The organism is Bartonella sp. AP58NXGY (assembly GCF_042195785.1).
GTDB lineage: Bacteria > Pseudomonadota > Alphaproteobacteria > Rhizobiales > Rhizobiaceae > Bartonella.
Window position 1 is genome coordinate 1 of sequence record NZ_JBHIOY010000025.1, and the last position, 7,781, is coordinate 7,781.

The window sequence follows — 7,781 nt, forward strand, 5'->3', positions numbered from 1 at the left end:
AGCTTTGTTCAGCAAGACAAAACAACGCATCGTCTCACTATTGGAGGTGCAGTAGAAGGTAGTGAAATCAACATTGCTAACAGTAAGAAAGAAGACCGGACGCTTTCTGGTGTTAAGAAAGCAGAGCGTATGAATGAAGCTGTTAACAAAGGTCAGCTTGATGAAAGTTTAGAGAAGTTTTCTAACAGTCTTCAATCAGATGACTCGGCTGTTGTTCATTATGATAAAAAAGAGGGTGATAATAACACTATAAATTATGCGAGTGTGACTTTAGGTAAAGGTAAGGATAAGGCGGCTGTAGGTTTGCATAATGTTGCTGATGGTCAGATTGCTAAGGATTCACGTGATGCAATCACGGGTGGACAGGTTAACAAAATCGGTGAGGATGTAGCTAAGTTTTTAGGTGGAGAAGCATCCTTTAAAGAGGGTGTTTTTACAGCTCCAACTTATAAAATTTCTAATGTTTCTGACGATGGTACAGTAACGACTAATTCATATAACGATGTTGGTAGCGCCTTTGCGGGTCTTGATACGAGTGTCAAGAATGTGAACACTCATCTGTCTAATGAGGTCAAAAAGTTTGATGAAAAACTGAGTAATATTACGCAAGCAGTTCAAGGCGATGCATTGTTATGGGGCAAGACTAAAGGTGCGTTTGTAGCGACGCATGGGGACAATAAAGAGAACAGCAAGCTTACATCACTTGCAGCTGGCTCTATAGTATCAGGCTCGAGTGATGCGATTACGGGTGGACAGATTTATGATCTGCAGAAACAGTTTGCGACGTATTTTGGTGGAGGTGCAGGTTATAATGAAAAGGGAGAATGGGTTGCACCTACCTTCAAGCTTAAAACTGTCAATTCTGATGGTAGTGCTGGTGAGGAAAAGGTTTACAATAGTGTATCGGAAGCATTTGCTGGAGTTGCGAGTTCTATTACGAATGTCCATAATGATGTAACTAATGTTATCAGTGATAGCCTTATCAAGCAGGATGATGACACGAAGGTTATCACTATTGGTAAAGAAGCAGAGGGTACAGAACTCAATATTGCCAACAGTAAGAAAGAAGAACGGACACTTTCAGGTGTTAAGGCAGGAGTGCTTTCAGCAGAATCGACAGAAGTTGTAAATGGCTCTCAGTTATTTGCGACTAATAAAAATGTTACGACAGTGAGTACTAATCTAGACAGTGTTTCTAAAAATACATCGAGCTATTTAGGTGGTGGTGCTGATGTGCTTGTAGGCAATCTTCCGACGTATGTTGTTGGTGGTCAGTCATATCATGATGTTGGTTCAGCCTTTAGCGGTGTTGATACATCGCTGACAGATCTTCATAATGAGCTTTCTAAGAACAGCAATGAACTTACACAGACCATTGAGCAGAATGCTTTGTTGTGGAATGATGAAGCCAATGCCTTTGTAGCACGTCATGTAAAGAACAAAGAGAAAGATGGTCAAGTTATAGCGGAACAAGAAAACAGCAAATTAAAGTTTCTATTAGATGGAGAAATTTCTAAAGGTTCGACAGAAGCGATCACGGGCAATCAGCTTTATTCAATGAATCAGACATTTGCTGAGTATTTTGGTGGAGGAGCTGGTTATGATAAAGATGGAAAATGGAAAGCTCCAAGTTTTGTGATCAAGAAAGTTGATGCAGAAGGTAAAGAAAGTGAGGAAAGCTATAAGAGTGTAGCGGAAGCATTTGCTGGTGTTGCAAGTTCTATTACGAATGTTCATAATGATATAACCAATGTAGTGAGTGAAAGCCTTGTCAAGCAGGATAACGAAACGGCTCCTATCACTGTTGGTAAGGAAACAAATGGCACTGTAATCAATGTTGCAAACAAAAACGGTGTGAAACGGGTTATTTCTGGTGTAGAGGATGCAAAAGATAATAATGATGCCGTTAACAAGGGTCAGCTTGATGCAAGTTTGAAGGAACTTTCTACCAGCCTACAGTCAGAGGATTCAGCTGTTGTTCATTACGATAAAAAAGAGGGTGATAATGGCGGCATTGATTACACGAGTGTAACTTTAGGTAAAGGTAAGGATAAGGCAGCTGTAGGTTTGCATAATGTTGCTGATGGTCAGATTACCAAGGGTTCACATGATGCGATTACGGGTGGACAGATTAATAAAATCGGTGAGGATGTAGCTAAGTTTTTAGGTGGAGAAGCATCCTTTAAAGATGGAGCTCTTACACAGCCAAGGTATAAATTATCGCATATTTCTGAAGATGGCCAGGTAAGCACGAGCGCCTTTGATGGTGTGGGGGGTGCGTTTGAAGGTCTTGATGATAATATCAAAAATGTGAATCAGCGTATTAAGGAAGTTTCAGAAGGAGTTGCACAAGATTCTTTGAATTGGAGTAATGAAGCCAAAGCGTTTGTAGCTAAGCATGGAACGGAAGGAAGCAATAGCAAAATTACGTTTCTAGCAAATGGTGAGATTACCGCTAAATCAACGGATGCTGTCACGGGAGGTCAGCTTTATTCAATGAATCAGACATTTGCGACGTATTTTGGTGGAGGTGCAGGTTATAATGAAAAGGGAGAATGGGTTGCACCTACCTTCAAGCTTAAAACCGTGAAAGATGATGGCAGCACTGGTGAGGAAAGTTATAAAAGTGTAGCGGAAGCACTTTCTGATATTAGTAGTTCAGTCACGAATGTTCATCATGATGTGACTAATGTTGTCAGTGATAGCCTTGTCAAGCAGGATGAGAAGACGAAAGTTATCGCTGTTGGTAAAGAAGTAGCAGGTACAGAACTCAATATCGCAAATAAAGACAAAGGGGATAGGATTCTTTCAGGTGTTAAGGCAGCAACGAAGAATAATGAAGCGGTTAACAAGGGTCAGCTTGATGAAAGTTTGAAGAATCTTTCTACCAGTCTTCAGTCTGATGAATCAGCTGTTGTTCATTACGATAAAAAAGAGGGTGATAATGGCGGAATTGATTACACGAGTGTAACTTTAGGTAAAGGTAAGGATGCAGGACCAGTTGCACTTCATAATGTCAAAGATGGTGCCATTGGTGAGAGTTCACATGATGCGATTAATGGTAGTCAGATCAATACAATTTCTCAGAATGTGGCTAAATTCCTTGGTGGTGGTGCGGCGTTTAAAGATGGCGTGTTTACAGGACCGACCTATAGTTTATCCAAGGTTGATGCAGCTGGTAATATAACAAATGGCTCTTTTGATAATGTTGGTAGTGCATTTACTGGTCTTGATGAGAATATCAAGAATGTGAATGCACGGATTAAGGAAGTTTCAGAAGGAGTAGCGCAAGATTCTTTGAATTGGAGTAATGAAGCCAATGCTTTTGTAGCGCGTCATGAGAAGAAGCAAGAAGAAAAAGGCAGAGCTGTAAGGACACAAGAAAACAGTAGAATTACGTTTCTAGCAAATGGTGAGATTAGCGCTAAATCAACGGATGCTGTCACTGGTAATCAACTTTATTCAATGAATCAGACATTTGCGACGTATTTTGGTGGAGGTGCAGGTTATAATGAAAAGGGAGAATGGGTTGCACCTACCTTCAAGCTTAAAACCGTGAAAGATGATGGCAGCACTGGTGAGGAAAGTTATAAAAGTGTAGCGGAAGCACTTTCTGATATTAGTAGTTCTATCACGAATGTTCATAATGATGTAACTAATGTTGTCAGTGATAGCCTTATCAAGCAGGATGATGATACGAAGGTTATCACTATTGGTAAAGAAGTAGCAGGTACAGAAATAAGTCTTCTGGACGAAAAGGGCAAAGAACGGACGCTTTCAGGTGTTAAAGCGGCAGAGAATGACAATGAAGCAGTCAATAAAGCGCAGCTTGATGCAAGTCTGAAGGATCTTTCTACCAGCCTTCAGTCTGATGATTCAGCTGTTGTTCACTACGATAAGCTGGCAGATGGTAAAACTGATTATAGCAGTGTGACTTTAGGTAAAGGTAAGGATGCAGGACCAGTTGCACTTCATAATGTAGCGGATGGTACCATTGCTGAAAATTCACATGATGCGATTAATGGTAGTCAGATCCACACGATTTCTCAGAATGTGGCTAAAATCCTTGGTGGTGATGCGGCGTTTAAAGATGGTAGCTTTACCAACCCTACTTATAAATTATCTCATGTTTCTGAGGAAGGAAAAGTAACAGACGGTTCTTATAACGATGTCGGTAGTGCTTTTACTGGACTTGATAAAAATATCAAGAATGTGAATCAGCGTATTAAAGAAGTTTCTGAAAGTGTAGCACAGGATTCTTTGAACTGGAGCGAGGCAGATAGTGCCTTTGTAGCTCTTCATGGGGAAGGTAAAGGCAAAAGCAATAGCAAATTGAAGTTTTTGTTAGATGGAGACGTTTTTAAAGGTTCGACAGAAGCAATAACCGGTAATCAGCTTTATTCGATGGGTAGTGCGCTTGCGACATATTTCGGTGGTGGTGCTAAGTATGAAAAAGGAGAGTGGGTTGCACCTACCTTCAAGCTTAAAACCGTCAATGGTGATGGTACTGAAATTGAAAAAAGCTATCAGAGTGTAGCGGATGCATTTGCAGGTGTTGCGAGTTCTATTACGAATGTTCATAATGATGTGACGAATGTTGTCAGTGATAGCCTTGTTAAGCAGGATAATGAAACTGCACCTATCACTGTTGGTAAAGAAACGAGCGGTACAGAAATTAATATTGCAAATAAGGATCAAGCAGATCGGACGCTTTCTGGTGTGAAGGCCGCAACGAAGAATAATGAAGCAGTTAACAAAGGTCAGCTTGATGAAAGTCTGAAGGAACTTTCTAACAATCTTCAGTCAGATGAATCGGCTGTTATTCATTACGATAAAAAGGAAAAGGGTGAAACTGATTACACGAATGTGACTTTAGGAAAAGGTAAGGATTCTTCCTCAGTTTCACTCCATAATGTTGCTGATGGTAAGATTATTAAGGATTCACATGATGCAATTACGGGTGGTCAGATCAATAAAATTGGTGAGGATATTGCTAAGTTCTTAGGTGGAGAAGCATCCTTTAAAGATGGTAGCTTTACCAACCCTACTTATAAATTATCTCATGTTTCTGAGGAAGGAAAAGTAACAGACGGTTCTTATAACGATGTCGGTAGTGCTTTTACTGGACTTGATAAAAATATCAAGAATGTGAATCAGCGTATTAAAGAAGTTTCTGAAGGTGTAGCACAGGATTCTTTAAACTGGAGCGAGGCAGATAGTGCCTTTGTTGCAAAACATGGAGAGAAAAAAACGAATAGCAAAATTACCTCTCTTCAGAATGGTGACATTACAGCTACTTCAAGCGATGCGATAGCTGGTAATCAGCTTCATAGTCTTGGTAGCAGTGTTGCTGCGTATTTCGGTGGTAACGCTAGTTATGAGAATGGCACATGGAAAGCTCCCAATTTTGTTATCAAGAAAGTTGATGCAGAAGGCAAGGAAAGTGAGAAAAGCTATAATAGTGTAGCGGAAGCTCTTTCTGATATTAGTACTTCTGTTACGAATGTTCATAATGATGTGACGAATGTTGTCAGTGATAGTCTTGTTAAACAAGATAAAGAGGGCGCTCCTATTACCATTGGTAAGGAAACAGGTGGTACTATAATTAATCTTCAAAACAAGAGTAATGAGAACCGAACCATTTCCGGTGTAATAGGTGGAACAATCTCTAAAGATTCAATTGAGGCGATAAATGGTTCTCAGCTTTTTGAGACAAATGATAAGGTTGCGACCTATTTCGGCGGTGGCGCTAAATATGAAAATGGTACGTGGAGCGCTCCAACTTTTAAAGTGAAGTCAGTTAACTCTGATGGTCAGGAAAAAGATGAGACTTATCAGAATGTAGCAGATGCTTTGACTGATGTTGGTAGTTCTATCACGAATGTTAAAAATGATATCACAAAGAAAATTAACAATGAAATTGCCAATGTGAAAGGTGATAGCCTTATTAAGAAAGAGGAAAAAACAAATCTTATCACTATTGGTAAGGAAGTAGAAGGCGTTGAAATCAATATTGCCAATAAGGACAAAGGGGATCGGACTCTTTCTGGTTTGAAGGCAGCAACGAAGAATAATGAAGCCGTTAACAAAGGTCAGCTTGATGAAAGTCTGAAAGAACTTTCTAATAATCTTCAGTCAGATGATTCAGCTGTTATTCATTACGATAAAAAGGAAAAGGGTGAAATTGATTATACGAATATAACTTTAGGAAAAGGTAAGGGTTCTACCTCTGTTGGTCTTCATAATGTTGCTGATGGTGTGATTTCTGAGAGTTCACATGATGCAGTCACGGGTGGTCAGATCAATAAAATTGGTAAGGATATTGCTAAGTTCTTAGGTGGAGAATCCTCCTTTAAAAATGGCGTTCTTACACAGCCAACCTATAAATTATCCGAGGTTTCTGAAGAAGGTAAGGTAAAAGATAAATCGTATACTGGTGTTGGCACGGCTTTTTCAGGTCTTAATGAAAATATCAAGCATGTAAATCAGCGCATTAAAGAAGTATCAGAAGGCGTTGCACAGGATTCTTTAAATTGGAGTAGTGCTGAGGGTGCATTTTTAGCACAGCATGGGGAGAAAGAGGGAACAAAAACGAATAGCAAGATTAAGTTTCTTGCAAATGGAGAGGTTACTGAAAGCTCAAGCGATGCTATAGCTGGTAATCAGCTCCATGCGTTAGGTGATAGTGTTGCGAAAACTTTAGGCGGTAACGCTAGCTATGAAAACGGCAAATGGACAAATCCTACATTCAAGTTTAAGAGCGTTAATGAGGATGGTAGTAAAGTTGAAGATAAAGATTATAGTACTGTAGCGGAAGCTTTTGCTGGTGTAGGGACCTCTTTTGAGAATCTTCAAAAAGAGTTTACTCAAAGCAACACAGAGGTTACTGAAAATATTAAGCAGAATGCATTGTTGTGGAGTGATGAAGATAGTGCGTTTGTAGCGACGCATGGGGATGCGAAAGGCAGCAGTAAAATTAAGTTTCTTGCTGCTGGTAATATTGCAGAAGATTCAACAGAAGCAGTAAATGGTTCCCAGCTTTTTGCGACCAATAAGAGTGTTGCAACTTATTTAGGTGGTAGCGCTAGCTATGAAAATGGCACATGGACAGCCCCTACATTCACGGTTAAGAGCGTTAATGAGGATGGCGCAACAGAGGATAAAGACTATCACGATGTTGCATCTGCCTTTGTTGGTGTAGGTACCTCTTTCACCAATGTGAATAATTCTATAACGAATATTCATAATGAGCTTAAGAATGAGATTAATAAAGTTGTAGGAGATAGTCTTGTTAAGCAGGATTCTGAAACGAAAGTAATCAAGATTGGGGCTGAAACAGAAGGTAGTACAATCACAATTTCAAACAGTAATGGTGATACACGTAGTATTTTTGGCGTGAAAGCGGCAACCCTCTCTGAAGGCTCGACAGAAGCAGTAAATGGTTCCCAGCTTTATTCCTTAAATAAGACACTAGCGACATATTTTGGTGGAGGTGCGAGCTATGAAAATGGCGCATGGACGGCGCCTACTTTCAAAGTTACGACCTTTAATGAATCTGGAAATGCTGAAGAACATAGCTATGCCAATATTGCAGATGCGTTTGCAGGTGTAAGTAGTTCATTCACGAAGCTTCACAATGATATTACAGATAATATTGAGCAAAATGCATTGTTGTGGAGTGATGAAGATAGTGCGTTTGTAGCGCTTCATGGGCAAGGTGACACAAGAAGCAAGAGCAAACTGAAGTTACTTTTAGATGGAGATATTTCTGAAGGGTCTAG

At 39.9% G+C, this 7,781-nt stretch carries 1 protein-coding gene; it reads left to right on the forward strand.

From position 1 onward, the window contains the following. The coding region (locus tag ACFINC_RS08840) for a hypothetical protein (RefSeq protein WP_375616966.1) at window positions 1-7,781 on the forward strand (7,781 nt) is incomplete at both ends.